The following is a 23,568-nucleotide window of genomic DNA, read 5'->3' as shown; positions in this document are numbered from 1 at the left end:
ATTGCCTTTCTTCGTTATAAATAGCATTTTAAAGAAATATTATTCTCTTTTTGCTCTCATAACTACAGTGTGTTCTTCGCATACTAGCAACAAGGATTTCTGGTGCTTGATAAGCGCCTGGCATTAATTACTGAAGAGGAATGAGACTTCTTTTTGTTAACTCTAGTCGCATTTCACACTCAAATAATAGGTTTACTCTTAATGAAACTACCTCTTTTTAACACGTTTCATAAGCCTTTTTTTCTTCTTGACTTGGCGTTCGGTCAACTTGTTCTTTTTATCTTTAAATGGATTGCCTCCACCTTTAAATTCAAGTTTTAAAGGCGTACCGACTAACCCTAAATGAGCCACAAAGGCATTCGTAAGATAACGCTTGTAACTATCTGGCAAAGAATCCAACTGATTCCCATGGATAACTATAAGTGGCGGGTTATGACCACCAGTATGAGCATATCGTAATTTAATTCTTCGACCATGCACCATCGGCGGCGTATGTTGACTCACCAAATCTTGCAGTAAACGAGTCAATTTTGGTGTTGAAAAAGCCTGTATTGCTGATGCATAAGCTTCTTCAATATCCTTGAATAATAGGCCAACACCACTACCGTGCAAAGCGGAAATAAAGCGAATTTTGGCAAAATGAACAAAATGCAGGCGACGATCCAGTTCCGAACGAACCTGTTCTTTGTGTTCCTCATCCAAGCCATCCCATTTATTAACCGCTACAACCAGGGCCTTACCTGACTCAATGATAAAACCCAACAAATGCATATCCTGCTCGGTTAATCCTTCTCGGGCATCTAAAAGCATCATACAAACGTGAGACTCTTTTATTGCCTGCAGTGTCTTGATTACCGAAAATTTTTCAATTTTCTCATCAACTCGTGAACGCCTACGTACGCCAGCTGTATCAATTAAAACATATTCTTTTTCATCGCGCTTAAATGGAATAGCAATACTGTCACGGGTAGTGCCAGGCATATCATAGACAACAACTCGCTCTTCACCCAGGATACGATTAATCAACGTAGATTTACCAACGTTGGGTCTACCAGCAAAAGCAATTTTAATTGCCTTAACATCTGAACTTTCTTCTCCAACGGGCTCAAAATCTTTGGTTAAAGTCTGCAATAAAGAGTGCATACCGCGACCATGGGTTGCAGAAACGGGATGTACTTCACTGAACCCTAAAGACTGAAACTCAGAACAGGCTATTTCTTCATCTAAGCCATCAGTTTTATTTACAATCAGGTAAACAGGTTTGCTAATCTTACGTAAACGTTGGGCGATATTTTCATCAATTCCTGTTAACCCAGCTCTGCCATCAACTAAAAACAAAACAGTATTTGCTTCCTCCAAAGCTGTTTCCGATTGCTTTGACATCAAGGCATCAACAGCCAAATCATCAACACCAACTCCACCGGTATCAATCACAATAAAGGGCTTATTTTCAAACTCAGCCTGACCATACTGCCTATCGCGTGTCAAACCAGGATAATCTGCAACGAGAGCATCCTGAGTCCGGGTTAATCGATTAAACAGTGTCGATTTTCCTACATTAGGACGACCAACAAGAGCAATAACAGGAATCATTCATTTAACTCACAGAAAAACGGCTTAATTTACCATTAGCGGCCATTACATAAATATTGTTACCAATAACAGAAGGAGCCGTATTAATCGCACTGCCAAGTTGCGCGCGTGAGATCAAATTACCACTATCGGTTGCGAGAATGTGTAGATAGCCGGTCTTGTCCCCAACCACTAAACGATTCCCCATTAGCACTGGTTCAGTAAGCCCATGAGCCTTCAGTGCTACCTGCTTCCAGTTAACTTGACCATTTTGGCGGTTAATAGCCCAAATAACATCATCACTATCAGTTAAAAACACTGTTTTACTATCCATCGTGATATTTCGATAAACAGATGCTGGTTTACGCCATATAAACTGTCCATCGGTGAGAGAGAGTGCACCAACATAACCTTGGTAACTGGCGAGATAAACAACTTGTCCACGCACAATTGGGTCTGCGTCAATATCTACCAAGCGCTCAACATCACTTGCACCGCTTGCATAAGCGATACTTCGTTGCCACACCAGACGACCAGTTTGGAGATCAACAGCATCCATTCTACCGTCAGAATACCCTACCAAAGCCAACTTATTGTCAAAAATAACCGGTGAAGAACTCGCTTTCAAAATTAAACTGGGCGCTCCATGATCAGAGATCCACAGTTTTTCGCCTTTTACAATATCGAAAGCATACAGATTACCGTCGATAGTTTTGGCAATGACTTTATTATTGGCAATAACTGGTTTGGACAAAACTTCTCCAGACACTTTATTTCGCCATAACTCACTTCCATCAACCTGTTTCAACAAAATAATATTTGATGTGTCAGTTCCTACCGCAATAGCTCCCTCAGAAACGGTTGGACCACTTACTATTCCGCTATCCAGTTTTTTTGACCAAAGCACTTTACCGGAGTTTTTATCAACAGCTTGTACTATACCGCTTGTGTCAGCAGTGTAGATAATATTCCCTCTAATCTCTGGTTTTAGTTTTAAATTAGAGTTATTTTTTTGGGTCCCACCAGCAGGAACGGACCATTTTTCAATTAAACTTACTTTGGTTTTAAGAGGTTCTAAAGGCGTTGGTGTGGGTGTGTTGTCCTTACCCAACATATAATCATCAACCTGGGTGCAGGCTTGTAATAATGCGCAGACGCCTAAAACCACCAATTTTTTGTTAATAAGCAACATATGACCTCTTTATATCAAGCAGCTTGTAAAGCATTGTTTTTGGTTTTCATGGATTGAGTAAGAGCAGCTAATTCATTTGTTTTCATTTCCAGGAAAAGGTTACCCATACCATTTGTTCGCACTTCCGTAATCGCTTCTTTATAAGAAACGATCGCTTGTTGATATCTTCCTGTAGCCGCATAAATATCACCTTTTAACTCATTAACAACAGGCATATAAGCCATATCATCAATAGTAGTTAGTTCGGCAAGCGCTTTATCATACGCTTTTTCTGCAGCAAACAAACGCGCAATACGAATTTTCGCCACCTGCTTCAGGGCTGTCATTTTGGAATTTTTAGCTACATAGTCTAAATTTTCTCTAGCCTTTTCATATTTTTCACGCGTAACAAAGAGTTTGGCTAAGGCCAAACGAGCCGCATCTGCATAGACTGTATCACTGTATTCATTCATGAGTTGGTTAGCATAGGAGCGGACACCTTTATTGTCCTGGTTAGAAAAAGCGACCATAAGATGCTCGTAAGCATTGGATGCTTGCATACTCATTTTAGACTCATGCCAGTTCCAATATTTAAAACCTGCAACAGTTAATAATACTAACGACAAGATCACAGTAATCACATTACTATACCTGTTCCACCATTTTTTAATTGCTTCTAACTGCTCTTCTTCTGTCATATAAACCGACATAATTATCTCCCACTACCTTCCCAGACAGTCTTGTAAGTACTTGCTCAATTCCCGTTGTGGAATGGTTGCCTGTTCTTCATGACTACGCAAATTTTTAACCCCAATTACTCCTTGCCTAACCTCATCTTCCCCGAGGATTAACGCAAACTCAGCCCCACTCTTGTCCGCTTTTTTAAATTGACTTTTAAAACCGCCTCCTGCCGTATTAGTAATCACTTGCCAGTTTGGGTTTGTATTTCGCAACTCTTCAGCAAGCAATAAAGCCTGACTCATCGCGTCCGCACCTGCTGCAATAATAAATAACGCTTTGGGTTCCTGGATCGCTATTGTTGGAGAGTTTTGTAATAATAACAGTAAACGTTCAGCACCCATGGCAAAACCAACTGCCGGTGTCGCATTGCCTCCCAGCTGCTCAACCAGGACATCGTAACGTCCTCCTGCACAAACTGTAGCCTGACTCCCCAGTTGATCAGTAACCCATTCGAAAACCATATGACCATAATAATCCAAGCCACGAACCAATAAAGGATTAACAGAATAGGCTATGCCCATTTTAGTAAGGCCTTCGCATAAATTAGCAAATCGCCTTTGGCTCTCCGGACCAAGACTATCCATTAGTTTAGGTGCTTTACCCAGCAAAGCCTGCATGTCAGGATTTTTACTATCAAGAATACGTAATGGATTTCTATCCAAACGCCGTTTACTATCCTCATCGAGCTGATCAAAATGGGCGGTAAAATAATCAACCAATTCCTCTCTATACTGGTGCCGCTCACTTAACTCTCCGAGGGTGTTAATTTGTAAATGAACTAGGCTACTAATTCCCAAAGCAGTCCATAAACGCTGGCAGATTGCAATGAGTTCCAATTCGATAGCTTCACCCTCTATACCCAAGGCTTCAACACCAAACTGATTAAATTGCCTGTAACGCCCTTTCTGCGGTTTTTCATGCCGAAACATTGGTCCCATATACCAAAGTTTTTGCTGCTGATTATGTAACAAGCCATGCTCCAGACAAGCACGAAGACAACCCGCAGTACCTTCTGGCCTTAGAGTCAAACTATCACCATTCAAGTCGGTGAACGTATACATCTCCTTTTCAACAATATCAGTTACTTCACCGATAGTGCGTTTGAATAATTGCGTACTTTCCACCAAAGGAAAACGAATTTCTTGATAACCGTATTGCAACAAACACCGGATGAAAATTTTTTCAAGCAAGCGCCACAACATCGTTTGATGAGGTAAAACATCATTCATACCCCTTACAGCTTGAATTCTCTCACCCACCATGTGTCTCCAAAGGTGTAGCCGGGCCAGATGGGCTGGGGCTAGTTGAAAGCATAGAGCGCATTTTTGATAGATCTGTTAAACGAATATCCGTTTCGGCCTTATTCGGTAAGGCGTCAGTATGAGTATTTTTTGCAGTAAACAATTGCTGACTATCTTTATTTTTTTGCCACCAAATACTCACAGCGACAATCACAGCAATAGCAACCAAACTGGTTAACCAACGCACCAGACGTTCTCCTTTATTCGATTCCCGCTTACTTTGCCACAATGCTTTCTCAGGCTTTGCTTCCGTTGAATAGAGACTATTAAAGGTTTCCAAGAGCGGCTGCGATGGTATCCCAAGTAACTTGGCATAAGCATGGATATAACCCTTAATAAAAACAGGTTCTGGCATTTGCTGGTAATCATCGGCTTCCAACAATTCAATAAGTCGAACTCGCAAATGCAATTTAGCTGCAACATACTCCTGGCTATAGCCCTTTTTTTCACGTACACGAGCTAACTGCAAGCCAGGATTTTCTCGATTACCGTTATGAATTTCATCCATTGCTACTATCGTATTCATTTTTTGCTCCGGTATAATAGTCCGTATAATTAGTCAATCTAGCCAAACGCTGTTTATACTCCCCTTCAATATTCCTTTTTCCTGCTTGACGCGCTGCTTCCACACCCATTGCAAGTATGTTAGGGTCAGTCAATGAAAGCGCAGGATATTTTTGCATATATTCCAATGCCTTACTTGCATGTTTCTCTTTAAGCTCGATAGCGGCTAACTCGTAAAGCGCTTGTTTTCGACGCGGATCCTGTTGCAATGCCTTTAAATAATAATGTTTCGCCTTAGGATAATCAGGCACTGCCGCCGCACACAATCCAGCATTTTCATAGGCTCCAGCTGTATGAATGTAGTGAATATCATTCGCTGCTCTTAGAAAATAACGTTCTGCTTCTTTATAATGCCCAAGACGACATAAAAAAGTTCCATAATTATTCAGTTGGGCACCACTATCTGGCGCCAGAACTAAAGCCTTCTGGTAGAACACCTGCGCTTTCCTTACTTCCCCTGTTTTTTCAAGATAATAAGCCATCGCTACATTCACATCAGCGGAATCAGGCGCCAAGTCCAGTGCGGTAAGCAACTTCCGCTTTGCACGTGGCCTATCACCCTGTTTTAAATAAGCCAAACCAAGCTGAGTATTATAGGATGCTGCCTCATTACGTTTCTGTAGATGTTCTGCCTTTATGTCATTATTCTGTTGACAAGCTTGTAACAACAGGAAAATTAACCAAGGTAAAAAGCGTAATAAGTTCAACACAATGGTCACTTGGTATTAAAGGATTGGCCATTATAACCGTGAACAGATAAATTTAAAAAGCTTTATGCACTCTTTTCGTCAATCTCGTTAGTGGCTGTCTTAGGCACAAAGTGTAATTTTTGCCAGCGCCGAGAGCGACTTGTTCTATCCTTTACCTCTCCAGCCAATTGACCACAGGCTGCATCAATATCGTCACCTCTTGTTTTACGTGTAATCGTGTTAATTCCTTTGGCTATTAGCTTTTCCCGAAAGGCATCAATAGTCGCTTGTGAAGAACGTTGATATTGCGTCATAGGGAAAGGATTAAAAGGTATTAGATTCACTTTCGCAGGAACATCGCGCAATAATTTAATCAATTGGGCAGCATGCTCAGGCTGGTCATTAACCCCTTTAAGCATCACATATTCAAACGTTACCTTTCTTTTAGGTTCATTTTTAAAATAGCGTTTGCATAAAGCCATTAATTCAGCCAAGGGATATTTTTTATTGATAGGCACTAATTCGTTACGTAATTCATCGTTAGGTGCGTGTAAGGAAACAGCCAGTGCGACTGGGCTGGCTTCACGCAAACGCTCTAACTCTGGCAAAACACCGGAAGTGCTCAGAGTAACCCGTCGCTTGGATAAACCGTAGGCAAAATCATCCATCATGATATCCATTGCCGCTACAACGTTATCAAAGTTGAGCAGAGGCTCGCCCATCCCCATCATGACTACATTGGTAACTCGCTTATCATGTGCTCCATTCTGTTGTGATAATTCACGCACAGCTAACCAGACCTGGCCGATAATTTCCCCTGTACTCAAATTTCGATTAAACCCTTGTTTAGCAGTGGAACAAAAGCTGCAATTTAATGCGCAACCAACTTGCGATGATACACAGAGAGTCCCCCGCGTTGCTTCAGGAATAAAAACAGTTTCTATACAATTTCCACAATCCAACTTCAGTAACCACTTATGAGTGCCATCAGCAGATTTCTGACAAGTTACAATTTCTGGTAAACGAATTTCAGCCAGCAGGCTAAGCCGCTCTCGGAGCGACTTACCCAAATTAGTCATTTGCGAAAAATCATGAAAACCAGCCTGATGGATCCATTGCATTACTTGCTGCGCACGATATGGCTTATCACCAATCTCATTAAAAAAATTGCGCAGTTGCTGATAATTAAAATCCAACAAATTGATTTTTTGACTCATCACATTACCTCAAACAACAATTATCTTTTGCAAATTTCATGTGGTTCGAAGAAATAAGCAATTTCTTGAGCGGCCGTTTCAGGACTATCAGAACCGTGAACTGCATTTGCATCAATGCTGTCAGCAAAATCAGCACGAATAGTACCTGCATCCGCCTTCTTAGGATCAGTCGCGCCCATTAAATCACGATTTTTGATGATCGCATTTTCGCCTTCTAAAACCTGAATCATCACAGGACCTGAAATCATAAAAGACACTAAATCGTTAAAAAATGGACGCGCTTTATGAACAGCATAAAATCCTTCTGCCTGTGTTCGAGAAAGATGCATCATTTTCGCAGCCACAATGTTTAAGCCAGCTTTCTCAAAGCGAGAATAAATTTGGCCAATGACTGATTTAGCCACTGCATCAGGTTTGATGATAGATAGGGTTAACTCTTTTGCCATAACGCACTCCAATTTTCTAAGATTAAAGCGCGGTATTATACACGATCTGATAGTGTAGTAGCCAATATAAATTCATCGTTCGCCAATATCGGCATCAAAATAGAGTGATTCACGGTTCTCTTCTGTTTGCTCCGGATTTATACGATATTCTGGCAGTAATTGAATCAATTCATTGACTCGTAGTATCAAATTATAAAAATCAGTGCGATATTGACGCAAACTTCGCCCAGCATCCGAAACACGTTCTATAAAATTCACCAAAGATGCCTCTATTGACTCAGCAAATTCAGTTAACTTGACAAGCTCCTCTACGATTAATTGTTTAAGTTCATTTCCTATGCTTTGACCCAAAATTTTTTCCAAATCACCCCAGGTACTACTCTTAAAGCTGATGGTTTCCCCCGGCGCAGTATTTTCTTTAATAATCAAGTGATTAATTGCCTGAATAATTTTCTCATCACTTTTATCTCCGCCAACTAACGGCAAAGCAGGTTTAATTTTTTTTGCAATACCTTGAAGGATTTTTTTCCATTCAGAAGCATGTTTGATAAGACTATGCTGGCTTTCAGCAATCAATTTATCCTGGGCAAACTCTAATTGATGAAATTCATCCCCCATTTCCACAAGTTTTTTACGCATCGCCTCCAAATCCTCTCTGGTCAAACCACCAGGCGATTCCTCATCTTTGGCCGTTTCACCGGACAGCAAATAATCAACAAACAATTTTTGTGCATAAACCTGATAATCATGGGCTTGCTGCAAGATAATCCCGTTAAATACGTTTTTCATGGGAACACGTAGCAAACGATGATAAAAATTATTGGGGTTTTTGACCGCAGCAAACAGATCTTCTTGCGGGAGTTTAATTTTACATTTTTCTAAAATTCGTTCTGCGGTTATTAAACCATAGGTTGAATACCACATTGACAAATCGCTTTCTGCTTGTTTTTCGCTCATTATTCATCCAACTTGATTTTGCAACAGACTGTGATATAACGCACTCTTATCAAATAGTATAATGTATATTTGTCATGCTAAGCTCACTTACCAATGAATTGCAAATTTTAATTGATTTTATTCGTACACCCACCCCTACTGCCTGGTTGGATGCTGCTGTATCAAACTTAACAACCTTACTGGTGGATCACGCACATTGTGAGCGAAAAGCAGCAGCCACAGCAATCAATTTCATTAGTAAATACCCGGAAAAGCAAGAGCTAGTCGCAGTTATGTCTCCTTTGGCGCGTGAAGAATTACTACATTTTGAAAAGGTAGTCAATTTGCTGAAGGCGCGGTCGATTAAATTTGGACCTCTTCATCCCTCTAATTATGCACAACAAATGCATCGTTTTGTACCCAAAGAAAATACCCGGGAGCGTTTACGTGATCAATTAATTATTGGTGCACTTATTGAAGCACGATCTTGTGAGCGCTTTAACGCTTTGATTCCTAGACTGGAAGATAACGAGTTAAGCAGATTTTATAGTTCGCTTGTGAAATCTGAAGCACGCCATTTTCAAGATTATTTGCATCTGGCAAAACTTTATGGCGGGGATATTAGCAAGCGGCTGGATTTTTTTATTACCGTCGAAAACGAACTAATTAATAATACTGATCAGGTATTCCGTTTTCACAGCGGAATACCTGTCTGAAACCAGGGTCAACAGACCCTATTATATGGTCATTCCAGAGCTTGGCTCTTGAGGTGGCTCATATTTCATATTGATATTATAGCGTCCTTCCATAAAGCTTTTTAAGCCGGTATTAGCCGGTTGGTCAGGCGCCCTGCCTTCACTAAGCTCTTTGAATTGTGCTGTAGTCATGATTGCGTTAGTGGGTGGCTGTCCTCCCAGGCTCTCTGTTTGTTTTAATACGACCTTGCCAGGATGATTAGGATCGGGTTGATTGGTATAGCCGTGTGTTTTTGCCCATGCAACCAATCCCGCATCAAAACGCATTTGCTCCGCTTCTCCAAAAGGCTCTCCATCTTTGGTCGCGCAAGAAACCAAATGCCCTTCGTCATCAACATTCACACTAAATTTAACATCAGGAACTCTTGTTCCTAAACCAAGTGCACTACCAACACGGGTGTTACCAACTTTATCGGAAACGAGCACGCCTACACCCTCAGCGAACTGCCCTATTTCCTTGTTATAAGGTACCAGTGAGACCAGCGGTTTTAGAACTAAATCATTGCCTGCTTCTGCTACAAATTTCAACATTCCCACTGCTGCATAGTCACTATCACCAATCGGATCCAGCGACATAGCCATAGCCAAGTCCATCATTGTGTTAACAATGGCGTTCATACCAGAAACCCAATCATTATAGCCTTTCATCCCATCGCCCATGAGAGTGTCAGCATTTTTATTAACTTTATCCCAGTAATCCTTCCCTTTAGCACGCCGTTTTTCCCTACCCATATTATTTAATTCTTCTTTCATCTGCTGCTGCTTCGCTCGTTGCTCATTTTGCAGCATACCTTGTAAAGCACCCTCGTCCTCCTTGGCTGCTAATGTCTTGATTTGTTCCTGTTTCGTTTCTTCAGGAGTTGGCATAGCGAGATACCTCTATTAATTCCAATTGATTAAAAAATATACCTATTGATTCATCATAACACAGAAGCACAGGGTTGTCATCCCAATCACTTAGTACATATTGACTATACATAATTTCATTATAACAATGATTTATTAAGCCTGGCTTATGTGTATGCCCATGAATTAAAGTAGCTACTTTATATTTCTGCATATGTTCTATCATATCCGATACAACGACATCCATTTTGCTATAGGGTTTACTTCGATTTGTTTGACTGTGTTGTCTGATCTTGCTAACTAATTGAGCCCGGACTTTATAGGGAAAACGTAAAAAAAAGTGGCTAAACCATCGATTTCGCGTTAAACGTCTAAACCATTGATGGCCTTTATCATTAGTACAGTATCGATCACCATGAACTAATAACATTCTCGTATCACCTAATTGGATAATGGCAGGCTCAGGAAGAATAATCATTCCCGCCAAATCAGCAAACGCTTTTCCTAGCAAAAAATCACGATTGCCGTGCATAAAATAGATAGTTACTTGTTGTTGCGATAACCAGAATAGACGTTTTGCGATCGATTTGGACCAGGAATCAATACTATCGTCACCAGCCCAGGCATGAAAAAAATCACCTAGAATATAAACAACCTTGGTATTTTGCGCTGCCCATTCGATAAAGCGATTAAAGCGTGCTGTAATTAAAGGCGCTTCGGGGTGTAAATGTAAATCCGAAATAAACACTGCAGCCAAACGATCGTCAGGCCTCTTTGTCATGGCCGTCATAATGGGTCGTTTTTCAATGTTTCGCACAGGCTGTTTAGACGAGTAAATGATACCAACATGATCCAAATTTAAACCATTTTTCTTAAATCGAACAAAGCGCAGCATACGTTCTATCATAGAGGCTCTATACAAATATGCTCATCTTGTAAATAGATCTGGCAAGGCCCGGAATGAGGCTCAATCGCATCACTTAAACGATAAAAACCCGCAATAGACACCAACTCAGCCTCTAAAGATTGGCAGAAAATTCTTGCTTGCGTATCCCCGGAGAGACCAGCCAATGCCCTACCACGCAAACTACCATAAACATGAATATTGCCATCTGCAAGCAGCTCCGCACCATGGCTGACTGAGGCTGTAATTACCAAATCACCGCCCTTACTCACTACTTGCTGTCCCGAGCGGACAGGCGTTGTTTGCAACTTGGTTTTGGACGATTCACTCACTGCCGTTGACTCACCGGAAGGCTCTTCAATCAACGGTTTATCGTGAGTAGATGAAGCATGCAAAACAGCTAATCCCTGGCATTGAGCAATCGTTGTCAGCAAAGGATTCGCACCCTGAATAGCGACCGGTAACAAATTGTACTCGCGCATACACTGACACAAGTCCTGCAGATCAACATCATTTTCCGCGAGAACACTGCAGTCCAAAACAATCGGTGTTCTATCAAAAAGGCGAGGTGCTTTGGCGACTATTTCATTTAGTTGCTGTTCAAATAATACTCTATTACTGGATAATAATTGTAAAACAGTAAAAGTATATAATCTGCCTTTAAGTTTAAATGCTTGTGATTTCAATAAATTATCTGCCATAACTCCGATATCCATCACCTTGTTTTTTGTTTATACTATCACGAGGGGATCAATAACAGAAGGACATCAACGTGGATAAAGTCTGGTTAGAACACTATCAAGCAGGCGTTCCTTATGAAATCGATAGCAGTAAGCACTCATCTATTGTTGCTTTATTTGAAGATTCATGCCGCCAGTATTCTGAACAAATAGCCTATGTCAACTTAGGTTGTGAGTTGAGTTACAGTGAACTAGAGCTTAAAACTCGTCAGTTTGCGATATACCTGCAACAACTTGGTTTAAAAAAAGGTGCACGCATTGCGCTCATGATGCCTAATTTATTGCAGTATCCTATTGCTTTGTTCGCAGCCTTAAGAGCAGGTTTCGTTGTTGTTAATACTAATCCTCTCTATACGTCGGATGAGGTAGCCCACCAGATGAATGACTCAGGGGCAGAAGTGATTATAGTGCTGGCTAATTTTGCTAAAACGGTGGAAAAGGCCTTGGCTCATATGACTACTGTTAAACATGTCGTTATTACGCAAATTGGCGATATTTTCCCGCTCTTTAAAAGGGTCATTGTCAATGCAGTTGTCAAATATATTAAAAAAATGGTTCCTAACTACAGCATCCCCCATGCAATTCGCTTCAATGACGCATTAGAACTAGGGAAACAGGGTCATTTACAAGAAGTAAAATTGAATCATGAAGACATTGCTTTTCTACAATACACTGGAGGTACTACCGGCGTTGCCAAGGGAGCTATCCTCACTCATGGCAATATGGTAGCCAATGTACTGCAAGCTTCCGCCTGGATATCCCCTTTAAAGGTTGATAGCCAAGATATCATTATTACCGCACTTCCCCTCTATCATATTTTTTCTCTTACTGCCAATTGCCTGACTTTTCTAAAAGCCGGCGCTAAGAACATCTTGATAACCAATCCACGTGATATTCCTCATTTTATTGCCGAGATAAAAAACAGCGGTTTTACAGCAATTACCGGTGTTAATACTTTATTTAATGCTCTTTTAAATCACCCTAATTTCAAAGACATTGATTTTTCAAAGCTCAAACTTGCCCTCTCAGGGGGGATGGCCTTACAAAAAAGCGTCTCGCTTAAATGGCGTGAAACCACTAAAACTCGTGTATTGGAAGCCTATGGCTTAACCGAGACCAGTCCTGCTGTAACTATCAACCCTATGTACCTGGAAGAATATAATGGCAGTATAGGCCTGCCTCTGCCGTCGACAGACATTTCCATTAGAGACGAAATGAATCATGAAGTCGATTTTGATAAAGCGGGTGAATTGTGTGTTAAGGGGCCGCAGGTTATGCGCGGTTATTGGCAACGTCCAGACGAAACAGCTTTGGTCTTTACTCCGGATGGTTTTTTAAAAACAGGGGATATTGCCCGCATTGATGAAAAAGGATTTATTTATTTAGTTGATCGTAAAAAAGATATGATCGTCGTGTCAGGTTTTAATGTCTACCCTAATGAAGTTGAGCAGGTTATTGGCATGCACCCAGGCGTTCTTGAAGTAGGCGTGGTGGGGGTTATAGACTCTGAATCAGGTGAACGGGTAAAAGCTTGTATTGTTAAACGAGACCCTGCACTGACTGAGGAAGCCATCATTGCTCATTGCCGCGAACATCTTACGGCTTACAAAGTGCCTAAAATTATTGAATTTTACAAGGAATTACCAAAAACAAATGTTGGTAAAATTTTACGCCGAGCCCTAAAGGATAAAGAAAATAAAGAAAACGAAGAAATCAGTATTGCTTAATACCTTATCTCTCCATTGCTCATTCCCTGTTTTTTAAAAGCAGGGATGATAACTTCTACTCCATCACTCGCTTTTTGCTTAACTGCATCATAATACGCGCTGTTGCACCCCAGACAAAATAAGTACTAGCCATATATTGATAGCTTTTAATATTTACTCCATAACGCTTCACAGTAACCTCTTGATAATTCGACAAATTACTAACTTCCGCAAGCGGTAGACTAAACACAGCTGACACCTCAGCTAAATTAGCTTTATAAGGTTCTATTGATTCAATAGTAACCAACCATGGTTGAATAATATAACCGGTTAAAGTACGCTCAAGAGCCATACTTCTTTGCAACTGTATGCGAGAGGAATCTATATCCAACTCCTCTCTTAACTCGCGTAAAGCAGTTGCATACAAATTATCATCACCTTCTTGCCAACGACCACCGGGAAAACAAATTTCGCCTGGATGTTCAGGCATCTCCGTGCTTCGTTGAGTTAACACTAAAGAGTCAGTGGTTAAATCGTGCATCACTATCACGCCAGCCTCTTTCGGAGTTTCTAATTTATTCACTTATTAATCCATTTACAATTGCGGCAATTTTTGTGAAACATTCACGATACTCATCTTCCCAGTTGGAATCAATCACGATGCCGCCACCTGCCGCTAAATGCAAAACGTCATGACAAGCGGTTACAGTCCGTATGGCAATATTACTATCAAAGCGGCCATGTCGAGAAAAATAACCTAAACTGCCACAATATACACCACGAGAATAAGGTTCTTGTTCCGCAATAACATGCATGGATTCTAATTTGGGTGCTCCTGTAATAGACCCTCCTGGAAAACAGGCTTCTATTGCTTGCCAGGAACTAATACCATCCTGACTTCGCGCTTCGATATGACTGACTAGATGATGCACCGACTGATAACTTTCCACTTCACATAAAGCATTTACCCGTACAGTTCCTGGCCGCGCAATTTTGCCTAAATCATTACGTAACAAATCAACGATCATAATATTCTCAGCACGATTTTTACTACTTGCTAACAACCGCTCCCGCAATAGTGCATCATCCCAATAATTGGCAGCTCGTCTTTCAGTTCCTTTTATAGGGGATGTTAATAAATACCCTTGATCGCCAGTTAGAAATCGTTCTGGTGAAAAACTAAGAAGATCCCCTGAGTTAGTACGCATAAAGGCACAATACGGTACGGGATTAGTTAATCTTACCCGTTTATACATTTCCCAAGAATCGCCCTGATAACAGGCATTAAAAGGCTGTGTATAATTCACCTGGTAACATCGACCTTGTTGCAAATCCTGATAAATGCTTTTAAATGCTTCTTGGTACTCTGCTTTGCTAAGTAGCGGTGCAAAGAAGCCACTCCAACTAAACGACTTACACTGTTGCGTTCTGCCCTGCCATAGCATTTTTATTTCTTCGACAATTGAAGCGGTGTCGGTGCAACTATTTGCTGCAAATAAACTGACTTTCTTTAACCTATGATCAGTAATAATAGCCCAATCATACAATCCCATATCCACCAGAGGCATATCAGTCAATGTAGGTTGTGTCGTCGAATTAATACCCGCCAGACTTGCAGCAAAATCATAAGAAAAATAACCAATTGCTCCACCTTGAAAAGGTAAATCGATATTGGAGGAAATTAAAGGAACTCGCTTTTGTAATTCCTTAAATGGATTACATAAATTAGTTAGGTGACGCTCGACTCTGAATTGTTCATAAGGATAGGCACTAAGAATATCATAACGCCCTCGAACTCTGTCACTACTCTCCAAGAGTACAAAGCCGGGCAATTGACTCATTTTTTGATAATTTCCTATGAGATTATCAGTATATTCTAAAGGGAAGATACTCAACAATAACACCCTGATTTCTAGGTTATAATTTGCAAAACTCTAAATGACTAGCAGCGCAATTATAACTTATTTTTTAACAGTCATAACCGGAATTAATCAGCTTTTTCACCAGCGTATTACAGAATTGTAAACATAATCTGGTTTTTGCAAAAAATTGTGAGTATTCTATGGCGGCGTTGTTAACAAGGAGACAAGCCGTGACAACAGTTGCTCGATTTGAAATACCTTTCACTCAAATTATTAATGAACAAGGTGAACCTTGCGTTACCCTGCCTTCTTTTGCTAGCGATAAAACGTTGTTACAAGAACTTTATCGCATCATGGTACGTACAAGAACCTTTGATAAAAAAGCAATTGCCTTGCAACGTACTGGTAAGATGGGGACTTATGCCCCCATTAACGGTCAAGAGGCCATTTCAACAGCGATAGGTCACGCTATGCGACCAGAAGATGTATTCGTTCCCTACTATCGTGATTATGCTGCCCAATTTCAACGCGGCGTAAAAATGTCAGAGATTCTAGCTTACTGGGGCGGTGATGAGCGGGGTAGTCAATTCGCTTGTGATTCAGAAGATTTGCCCATCTGCGTGCCTATTGCCTCACAATGCTTACATGCGGCTGGTGTTGCTTTTGCATTCAAATACCGTAAGCAAGCACGCGTTGCGGTGGTATGCCTTGGTGAAGGGGGTACCTCAGAGGGTGATTTCTACGAAGCAATGAATGTAGCAGGAACCTGGAAATTACCTGTGGTTTTTATTGTTAATAATAACCAATGGGCTATTTCAGTGCCACTTTCCAAACAAACAGCCAGTCAAACTGTTGCTCAAAAAGCCATTGCTGCGGGATTTGCTGGCACCCAAATAGATGGCAATGACATACTTGCTTGTCGTCAGGTTATCGGTGAAGCAATAGAAAAAGCACGTCTTGGCCAGGGGCCAACTTTAATTGAAGCGTTAACTTATAGGCTCTGCGATCATACAACAGCTGATGATGCTACTCGTTATCAACCACAAGAAGAAGTTGAGAAGGCAAAACTAAAAGAACCGATTGCACGCTTTAGGCACTTTTTAGAACAACAGAGCTTATGGGATAAAACGCAAGAAGAACAGCTTCTCAAAGAATGCGGTGAACTTGTTCAGCAGGCCGTAGACGAATACTTGGAACGTACCCCTCAACCTATTAGTAGTGCCTTTGATTACCATTATGCTGAACTACCAGATTATCTGGTTGAGCAACGAGCAATAGCAATGGAGGAAGCAGCTCATGCCTGATATAACCCTAGTTGAGGCAGTTACCCAAGCATTAGCTTATGAATTGGCTCATGATGAAAATGTCATTGTATTTGGCGAGGATGTAGGTAAAAACGGCGGTGTATTCCGTGCGACTGTTGGCTTACAAGATCGTTTTGGTGAACATCGTGTTTTTGATTCCCCACTTGCTGAATCGATGATAGCAGGACTTGCTGTAGGAATGTCTGTACAAGGTTTGAAACCTGTTGCCGAATTTCAATTTATGGGTTTCATTTATCCGGCAATGAATCAGATTATTTCCCATGCCGCTCGTATGCGAAACCGAACCCGCGGCCGCCTGCATTGTCCATTAGTATTTCGTGCTCCCTTTGGTGGGGGAATTCGTGCACCTGAGCACCACTCCGAGAGCACCGAAGCATTATTTGCTCATATTCCGGGATTGCAGGTCGTTATTCCCTCCTCACCTAGACGAGCTTATGGCTTACTATTAGCAGCTATCAGGAACCCTGATCCGGTTGTTTTTCTCGAGCCCAAACGAATTTATCGCCTGGTTAAGCAACCCGTGGAAGATAATGGTCAAGCTTTACCCCTGGGTAAGTGCTTTACCTTACAAGAAGGTGATGATGTAACATTAATCAGCTGGGGAGCCAGCATGCACGAGACTTTACAAGCGGCCAAACAGTTGAATGAAGAAGGTATCTCCTGTGAAGTAATCGATGTGGCTACTATCAAGCCACTGGATATAGAAACCATACTTGCATCCGTTGAAAAAACAGGGCGATGCGTCATTGTCCATGAAGGAGCAAAAACCTGTGGTGTTGGAGCAGAAATCTCGGCACAATTAATGGAAAACTTGCTGCCCGACTTACTGGCGCCGGTTCAGCGAGTAACTGGCTACGATGTAGTCATGCCCTATTTTCAACTAGAAAAACACTATCTACCAAGTGTTGCACGAATCAAAGACAGTGTCATGAGTATAATGGAGTGATAATGAATATTTTCAATTTGCCTGATTTGGGCGAAGGTTTGCCCGATGCTGAAATTCATGAATGGTTTGTCAAAGAAGGTGATACCGTAACTCTTGACCAACCTTTGGTATCAATGGAAACAGCCAAAGCAGTCGTCGATGTGCCCTGCCCGCAAGGTGGAACTATTGTGAAATTATTTGGCAAGCCTGGTGATGTTATTAAAACAGGTGAGCCCTTAGTCGCTTTTGCAGCCACAGATGCACCACGTGTTGATAAAGGAACAGTGGTTGGTAATCTTGAAGAAAGCACCGATATTTCAGATGACAATTTTACCATTGGAGCGGGACGCACCACGTCGCAACGAGCAAAAGCAACACCTGCGGTACGCTTGCTGGCTAAAAAATTGGGAGTCGCTCTTAATACATTAAGTGGTAGTGGTGAACATGGTGTTATTACCCGAGAGGATGTTCAAGCAGCGGCCAATAAAAAAGCTCAACTTCCAGAGGGCTTCGAAGCTTTACGGGGCGTACGTCGCGCTATGCTTAATAGCATGATGCAATCGCATCAGGAAGTTGTGCCTGTAAGCATTTTTGATGAAGCGGATATTCATAGTTGGCAGCCAGAGACTGACATTACTGTCCGACTGATTAGAGCAATAACTCACGCCTGCAAAGAAGAGCCTGCTCTTAATGCATGGTTCGATACCGCTCATAGCGCACGTAAATGTTTTAATGAAGTCCATTTAGGTTTGGCAATGGATAGTAGTGAAGGCTTATTTGTACCCGTAATCCATAACACAGCAAGCTGTTCAGACGAGCAATTACGTCAAATGATTAATGATTATAAACAAGCTGTACAGGATCGTGCTGTAGCACCTGAAAAGTTAAAAGGTGCAACCATTACTCTCTCGAATTTTGGCAAATTTGCCGGCCGCTTTGCCAGCCCAATTATAGTCCCCCCTATGGTTGCAATTCTGGCTGTGGGGCGTTTATATGAGGCTGTTGTAGCAACTAAAGGTAAAGCAGAAATCCATCGCCTCCTACCTTTGTCTTTAAGTTTTGATCACCGAGCAGTTACTGGCGGAGAAGCCACCAGATTTTTAGGGGCAGTGATCCAAGCCCTCCAAAAACCTTAAAGAAAGCCCGCTTCAGCGGGCTTTAAATTCAGGGTGCAACCGTTTTTTAGGCAGCTGGTGCTGCAATAGCAGCAGCCGCTTTCTCTACTGCACCAACTCGTTCCAATCCAACAGAGCGATCGTAGAAAAAGGCAAAACGACCAGTGGACCATTTTGAGGCAGCCAATTGCAAACCTACAACAATCCCCAAAGTAGTTACTGCAACAAACATATTAAACAACACAGGTCCCCACCAGGAAGCATGCTTACTCATTAACTCATCCTGAGTATGAGCCAAATGCATAAATTCGGTTTGAAAAGACTCAACTGCTTGTCTAGTGACTTCCCGCCCTTGATTGCTAATAATAAAAGTGTCTACCTTAGTTCTCAAAGACTGGGCTAACTCCAGAATAGTTTTTCTCTGCTCATCAGTTAAACCGCTCACCTTTAAGCCATACTGCTCTATTCCTTCAATTTCAGTATAAAGTTGCTCAATAGCTTTAACAAGTTGTTCTTTATTATTTCCAGCAGCGTCAAAAGTAGCAAGAGCAGCTAAAGCACGTTGATGTTCAATAATCAAAGCCTCCGATTTATTGTCATCATAATTTTTAGGAATTCTTTTGTCCTGCTCACTGAGTCCATGTAACAACCGACTCAGAATAGTTTGAAGATTGTAGCCAGCGAATTTTCCTCTTTGAGAGTTAATATAAGTAGAAAGGGGCTCACTGTTACCCGACTTGGTATAAGCATCTAGAGCGGATGTCACTTGCTCGACAAATTGTTTACGTGCAACACCATCAGTCCAAAGAACATAATCCTTAAGAGCATATTTGCCATTCCTTTGAACAAGATAACGATCTAAGGCCGCAGTAAAATCGACAGCAAAACTTTTTCTTGCCTCTATGCGAGCATTCAAAGCAGCATTAATAGATTGTTTTTGAGCCAGTAAATCTCGCAAGGCCTCAGGCGCTTTGCAGACAGCTTTGAGTTTATGCAGAACAGCTTCACTAGCAGGCTTTAAATTCTCTAAGGTACTCACTAACCCTACAAGCGTCGTTTGTGGGAACTTCCTTAAATAATTTTCTGTATCGGCAAAAATGCTCCGATTAGCTTGATAACACTCTGTTGTTTCACTAAATGCCACATTTACAGTTGTAGAGTGTGTTTGCAGATCTGATTCATAAGTCTTTAGAATTTCCTCTACCTGGTTTAAATAACTTACTAATGAATGCTCATTACTCAACGCCAACTGTTGTACATTATTATTAACCAAACTAAATTGTATCTTTAGATTTTCAGCATTTACTGCTTGTAAATCGCCTTGAATTGCGCCCTGGCATTTGGTGATTAAATCTCTTGCATCAGCATAATTGCTGTATTGTATTAATAGCGTATTTAACCGACTTAATTGAACAGCCAATGGGACTTCCTGCCCTGTAAATTGAGCCGCCAATTTTTTGCCTAAAACTACCATAGCTTCTTTATTAGCTTGAATTTTTGCCTGCAGATCATTAACTTTCCTGCCAAAAATACCGTCCTTAAATTTTAAAATTCTTTGTTCTGAACTCTGCAGTAAAGAGGTAATCGTCTCAATATTAGCTAAATAAGCTGTATTATCATTTAAGCTATTTACGCTCCTCGCTAGCTTCTCTAATAGCAGGTTCAACTTGCCCTGTTGACTAACTGCTCTTGCAATTCTTCCGTTTATAATTTCTTGATTTTGATAAAGTAAATCGGCAGAGCCGAATTCAGTGTCTGACGCTTCAACCTCAGCAACCAATTTATTGAGTGCTTGGCAGCCTCTTAATAAATCGACAACTTGCTGCAATATACTGACATCTTCAGTCAATGAAACCGCCGTTTCTTCCTCTTCAGCCAGACTAAGTTCTTCTTGTTCAATTGCAAGAAGCAAGTCACTACGTTTCTGTTCTCTATGCTTCCTTACCAATTCTTCAATATCATTGTTCAGAACTGGTAGAAGAATCATAAGATCCCTAATGAATAGAAGGCTATCTTGAGCATGCAGAAAATCTTTTTGTGCTTTTTCCAAGATTAAACGCCCCTGCATTTTACTCTGGTAACTCCATCTTTTTGACTCAATGAGTTTCAAGAGCTGCTCTCTTGCTTGCAACAACAGCTCTTTTGGAGGAGCAGACTTACTATAGGCAAGCCATAATTTCGTTGTGTTTGAATCATCAAGCAGACTCAATAAAGCCTCAAAACCGCTGTTTTTACCCGTGACAATGCCTTGCAGCGCTGGCAAAGAAGTTAACGTTTTAAAAGGAAATCTTTCCTTTGAGGAATCATTGATACAGTTATAAGCAGCGTTTAAAGCAGCGAGCATTTGGGGGTAATCTCGGCTCTCCTCAACATTCTCCAATCCCCTTTGATCTTCAAAGATTTTATTTAAGTAACGCTGAGCTGCATCGACTCCCGCCAAAGAATTTAATTTTTTTACATCAAAATAAGCAGCGAAACCTGGTTCTACTGCCAAAATTTGCTTTGAGTGGGCTGCTATTTCCGCCAGAATACTTTGTATAATCGAATTTCGTTTTTTTACCAACGTTGATAACGGTTCGACCTCTTCCAAGACTTCATCGTCTACTCCATAAGGGCTTTCTTCATCTTGTTGCAATTGCAATCGTTTTTTACTTAAGTCCTGAGTACGTTTTTCCTGCGTAACAAACAATTCTCGAAGCTGCTCCTGCTTGTCACTCAGTAGTATTTCAATATCTTCAGGATTTGATGAGCGCATTGCCTCAGCAAAGGCTTTAGCCGCTTGTATTTTGCGTAACTGCCCCTCTAGAGCTTCTTGCCTGCTTTCAAATAATTTGGCACTCTCACGCAGTTGCTGCCCACAAAGAGACATTTTTTTCTTACTTGCTGTATAACAGCCCTCTACTGCTTCAATGAGCCTATTATCATCCTGGCAAAGCCTTTCTGGACATGGGACAGGTTTATTGAGAGCTTCTTGCAAGATTTCTAGCTGGATCTCATACTTCTTCAATTTTTCTTGACACTGCGTCAAATCTTCTAATTCTTGAGAGAGTGATTGAATTTGTAGTTCAAAGTTGTCACCGTCATCTGGCATCTCTATTTCATCAAGACGTAAAGCGCCGCTCGCCTCTATACGAAAATGTTCTAAGCGCTCTAACCAACGCTCATTTTCCTTCTGATGTTGCTTAAGTACTGCTTCATGCCACTCGTGCAAGATCAGCTTATCCTGTTGGGCAAAGTCTAATTGTTGATCAGTTATTTGTTTCCGCAAGCGCGAAAGATCATTCAGAGTTGAGTACAATTTGGTTTGTAAAATTTGTTGAACAGGGATAGTCGTAAAACTTCTACCCTGATCTTCAGCAACAAGAATTGCTGGTAAAGCAGAAACGGCATAAGACACATCAAGCCCCAACGCTGCATCTGCCTCAAGTACACCCACCATGTTATGCATGACAAGCAAATCGGCAAACGTTTGTTGTTGATAATTTCTGCTATTAACTCCTTCAATCAATTGCTCGATATCACTCAACAGCTCATTCACAGCCACCATTTTTTGTTTGAGTAAATTAAGTTTATCCTCATAACCCATTTCAGCAGGGAGACTTTTATTCAACTCTTGATATCTTTCATTATATGGCTTGCTCTTATTTTGCAGCCAATGCGTTTCTTCCGTTATAAAATCTTGAATTAATTTGGCTTTGGCGCGTTCGCTTTTGACGTGAGAAGTCTCTCCATAAACAGCAAAATAATCGTTTAAAAGCGCATATAAAAAAACTCGACTTTGGGGAAGGGCTTCTCGATAATGCTCATCACCATTAAACGATATTGTTTCTTCACCTATAGATAAGTCATAGCAATAAGCACTAGAACTTTCCTCATTAGAAATGCTTGCCAACTGGAAAGGATTCAAACCTGCAGCAGAAAGTAATTTTGCAATAATTCCACTTCTCAAATTAAGATTCAAAGCTGTGGGACTTAGAAAAGGAATACAATCATCAAGTGATTCCGGAAGGGTATCAACGAGTAATAAAAATTCAACAAGGAGTTGATAAAGACCAGGGTCGGTTATTTTCAATTGGAAGGGCGGATTAAAATCCTTAAACTGATGATTCCAACCGATTAATTCTTTTTTTATATCAAAATTTAATTGAGTGATTAATTTTTTCTTATCAATATATTTTTCTTGATTAAACTGAGTAAAATTAAATTTCTCAATGACCCCATCAAGCTTGGCTAAAATTAAATCCAAATTGTTATTCGGTATTTTGTTGGCGGCCGCAAAACGAATTTCTTTTTGTTTTCTGATCTCTACCTTCAAAGCAGCTCTAAGATTATCTATATTTTCTGGAGTAAATAACTTAATTCTCTTTGTCTCTAACCAGGTTGTTAGCATACCCTCTAAATCTTTTTCGATTGCCTCATAGACGGCATATTCAGGCGTATAAAAAACGGGAAGAAGAGATAGTAAGCCTAATCCGGATGAGATCATGCCAGGCAGTGCTGTGCTAAATAGACTTGGACTATTACCAGCATCAAAAATAGGCAACGCCGTTTTTATCAAAAAATCAAAACCTTGTCCTATAGCAGCCAATTGTTGATCGGAATAAATTTTTTCAACCGGGTCGTCTGCGGTAGCAGGTCTGGACTCTCGAATTTGACTCAGTTTAGCTTGGAGTTTGGAAAGAAATTTCCCAAAAGGGCTATTTGCGAACGCTGGATAAGTCTTTTTTGAATCTTTTCCCATTTGTTACACCAC

The 23,568-nt window shown here is 40.9% G+C and carries 20 protein-coding genes; 5 read left to right on the top strand and 15 right to left on the bottom strand.

Translation table 11 applies throughout. The features are described 5' to 3' along the window. Positions 1–207: 207 nt before the first annotated feature. From der to DYC89_RS07435, 9 genes are all read right to left on the bottom strand, one after another. Positions 208–1,593 carry a ribosome biogenesis GTPase Der gene (der, locus tag DYC89_RS07475; protein WP_115221215.1) on the bottom strand — a complete coding sequence of 462 codons (1,386 nt, stop codon included), beginning with the start codon at positions 1,591–1,593 and terminating at the stop codon, positions 208–210. A gap of 4 nt (positions 1,594–1,597) precedes the next feature. After that, on the bottom strand, positions 1,598–2,764 hold the full coding sequence (gene bamB / locus DYC89_RS07470; protein ID WP_115221214.1) for an outer membrane protein assembly factor BamB: 1,167 nt from the start codon (positions 2,762–2,764) through the stop codon (positions 1,598–1,600). Between the two features lie 14 nt (positions 2,765–2,778). After that, a complete protein-coding gene (locus DYC89_RS07465; protein WP_181879348.1) occupies positions 2,779–3,453 on the bottom strand; it encodes a YfgM family protein in 675 nt (224 codons plus the stop codon). Between the two features lie 12 nt (positions 3,454–3,465). Further along, the gene (gene hisS / locus DYC89_RS07460) at positions 3,466–4,746 is read right to left on the bottom strand and encodes a histidine--tRNA ligase (RefSeq protein WP_115221213.1); all 1,281 of its coding nucleotides are present in this window, start codon (positions 4,744–4,746) and stop codon (positions 3,466–3,468) included. Then, positions 4,736–5,311 (bottom strand): helix-turn-helix domain-containing protein, encoded by a 576-nt coding sequence (locus DYC89_RS07455; RefSeq protein ID WP_115221212.1) that lies wholly within the window; start codon positions 5,309–5,311, stop codon positions 4,736–4,738. Before DYC89_RS07455 ends, hisS begins: the two co-directional genes overlap by 11 nt. Beyond that, positions 5,286–6,059, bottom strand: coding sequence for a type IV pilus biogenesis/stability protein PilW (pilW, locus tag DYC89_RS07450; RefSeq protein WP_115221211.1), 774 nt, complete (start codon positions 6,057–6,059; stop codon positions 5,286–5,288). The genes DYC89_RS07455 and pilW overlap by 26 nt, the downstream gene beginning before the upstream one ends. 62 nt (positions 6,060–6,121) lie before the next feature. Beyond that, positions 6,122–7,255 carry a 23S rRNA (adenine(2503)-C(2))-methyltransferase RlmN gene (gene rlmN / locus DYC89_RS07445; RefSeq protein WP_115221210.1) on the bottom strand — a complete coding sequence of 378 codons (1,134 nt, stop codon included), beginning with the start codon at positions 7,253–7,255 and terminating at the stop codon, positions 6,122–6,124. A 20-nt stretch (positions 7,256–7,275) separates the two neighbouring features. Beyond that, positions 7,276–7,701, bottom strand: a complete 426-nt coding sequence (gene ndk / locus DYC89_RS07440) for a nucleoside-diphosphate kinase (RefSeq protein ID WP_115221209.1) — start codon at positions 7,699–7,701, stop codon at positions 7,276–7,278. 72 nt (positions 7,702–7,773) lie between these two features. After that, positions 7,774–8,658, bottom strand: coding sequence for a hypothetical protein (locus tag DYC89_RS07435; RefSeq protein WP_115221208.1), 885 nt, complete (start codon positions 8,656–8,658; stop codon positions 7,774–7,776). 74 nt (positions 8,659–8,732) lie between these two features. Between DYC89_RS07435 and DYC89_RS07430 the strand changes: the two genes are divergently transcribed. After that, positions 8,733–9,353 carry a tRNA-(ms[2]io[6]A)-hydroxylase gene (locus DYC89_RS07430; protein WP_115221207.1) on the top strand — a complete coding sequence of 207 codons (621 nt, stop codon included), beginning with the start codon at positions 8,733–8,735 and terminating at the stop codon, positions 9,351–9,353. Between the two features lie 21 nt (positions 9,354–9,374). On the opposite strand, the gene DYC89_RS07425 is transcribed toward DYC89_RS07430, so the two are convergent. From DYC89_RS07425 to minC, 3 genes are all read right to left on the bottom strand, one after another. Beyond that, positions 9,375–10,259 (bottom strand): hypothetical protein, encoded by an 885-nt coding sequence (locus tag DYC89_RS07425; protein WP_115221206.1) that lies wholly within the window; start codon positions 10,257–10,259, stop codon positions 9,375–9,377. Beyond that, positions 10,246–11,019 carry a UDP-2,3-diacylglucosamine diphosphatase gene (locus DYC89_RS07420; RefSeq protein ID WP_115222690.1) on the bottom strand — a complete coding sequence of 258 codons (774 nt, stop codon included), beginning with the start codon at positions 11,017–11,019 and terminating at the stop codon, positions 10,246–10,248. The genes DYC89_RS07425 and DYC89_RS07420 overlap by 14 nt, the downstream gene beginning before the upstream one ends. A 122-nt stretch (positions 11,020–11,141) precedes the next feature. Beyond that, on the bottom strand, positions 11,142–11,843 hold the full coding sequence (minC, locus tag DYC89_RS07415) for a septum site-determining protein MinC (protein WP_115221205.1): 702 nt from the start codon (positions 11,841–11,843) through the stop codon (positions 11,142–11,144). Positions 11,844–11,914: 71 nt separating this feature from the next. Between minC and DYC89_RS07410 the strand changes: the two genes are divergently transcribed. Further along, positions 11,915–13,609, top strand: coding sequence for an AMP-binding protein (locus tag DYC89_RS07410; RefSeq protein WP_115221204.1), 1,695 nt, complete (start codon positions 11,915–11,917; stop codon positions 13,607–13,609). A gap of 55 nt (positions 13,610–13,664) precedes the next feature. Here DYC89_RS07410 and DYC89_RS07405 read toward each other — a convergent pair whose 3' ends face one another. Next, positions 13,665–14,171 carry an NUDIX hydrolase gene (locus DYC89_RS07405; RefSeq protein ID WP_115221203.1) on the bottom strand — a complete coding sequence of 169 codons (507 nt, stop codon included), beginning with the start codon at positions 14,169–14,171 and terminating at the stop codon, positions 13,665–13,667. After that, complete coding sequence (gene pabB, locus DYC89_RS07400) at positions 14,164–15,483, bottom strand: aminodeoxychorismate synthase component I (RefSeq protein WP_115222689.1); 1,320 nt, start codon at positions 15,481–15,483, stop codon at positions 14,164–14,166. Before pabB ends, DYC89_RS07405 begins: the two co-directional genes overlap by 8 nt. Positions 15,484–15,680: 197 nt before the next feature. Here pabB and pdhA point away from each other — a divergent pair, with 197 nt between their 5' ends. The 3 genes from pdhA to DYC89_RS07385 are packed head-to-tail and all read left to right on the top strand — an operon-like array spanning position 15,681 to position 18,836. Continuing rightward, a complete protein-coding gene (gene pdhA, locus DYC89_RS07395; protein WP_181879346.1) occupies positions 15,681–16,754 on the top strand; it encodes a pyruvate dehydrogenase (acetyl-transferring) E1 component subunit alpha in 1,074 nt (357 codons plus the stop codon). Beyond that, positions 16,747–17,721: an alpha-ketoacid dehydrogenase subunit beta gene (locus DYC89_RS07390; protein ID WP_115221202.1), complete on the top strand. Its 975-nt coding sequence runs from the start codon at positions 16,747–16,749 to the stop codon at positions 17,719–17,721. The genes pdhA and DYC89_RS07390 overlap by 8 nt, the downstream gene beginning before the upstream one ends. Positions 17,722–17,723: 2 nt before the next feature. After that, entirely contained in the window at positions 17,724–18,836 is a 1,113-nt protein-coding gene (locus DYC89_RS07385; protein ID WP_115221201.1) for a dihydrolipoamide acetyltransferase family protein, read from the top strand. A gap of 46 nt (positions 18,837–18,882) precedes the next feature. On the opposite strand, the gene DYC89_RS07380 is transcribed toward DYC89_RS07385, so the two are convergent. Continuing rightward, on the bottom strand, positions 18,883–23,556 hold the full coding sequence (locus tag DYC89_RS07380) for a hypothetical protein (protein WP_115221200.1): 4,674 nt from the start codon (positions 23,554–23,556) through the stop codon (positions 18,883–18,885). Between the last annotated feature and the right edge of the window lie 12 nt (positions 23,557–23,568).

Origin of the sequence: Legionella donaldsonii (assembly GCF_900452385.1) — a bacterium.
Taxonomy (GTDB): domain Bacteria; phylum Pseudomonadota; class Gammaproteobacteria; order Legionellales; family Legionellaceae; genus Tatlockia; species Tatlockia donaldsonii.
Note: the sequence above shows the minus strand (reverse complement) of the source record. Positions and strands in the feature narration are given on the sequence as shown.